General features: G+C 66.7%; 1 pseudogene. It reads right to left on the bottom strand.

The window, feature by feature from the left end:
• Positions 1-50 precede the first annotated feature (50 nt).
• Positions 51-465: pseudogene (locus EOA27_RS39840) on the bottom strand (hypothetical protein); the annotation flags it as partial.

Raw genomic sequence — 465 nt, 5'->3', positions numbered from 1 at the left:
CTCATGGCCTGGCCGCCACCTCGCCTGGTTCGGTCGCTAGCCGCATTGGGTCAGGCGGCCACGGCATTCCCGATGCCCTCGACATCCGCCGCCAGCGCCTTGTCGACCTCCGCGAGTTGGCCGCGCTTTTCTGCCAGCTCGCCGGCGCAGGCAAATTCGCCGCCCTCGCGCGACTGGTAAGAAGCAAGCCTTCGGCGCGCGTCGGCGAGGCGCTGGCGAAAGCGCTCCCGCTCTTCCTCCAATCCGGACAGCGCGTGCTCGAGGCGAGAAACTGCGCCGAGCGGCGTGACCGTGACCGGAAGCTCGATCTCATGATCGGCGCCGGTGCGCAGCAGCGCGGTGGTGTAGCGGTAGCCGTCCCGCCCCAAGCGCTCACCGGAATATTCCAGATCGAAGCCACCAATCGAGGCGATGATGATCTCGCCCTCCTGCTGCAGCTGCACGAGTGTCAGGATTTCCTTCATC

Origin of the sequence: Mesorhizobium sp. M2A.F.Ca.ET.037.01.1.1 (assembly GCF_003998075.1) — a bacterium.
GTDB lineage: Bacteria > Pseudomonadota > Alphaproteobacteria > Rhizobiales > Rhizobiaceae > Mesorhizobium.
Note: the sequence above shows the minus strand (reverse complement) of the source record. Positions and strands in the feature narration are given on the sequence as shown.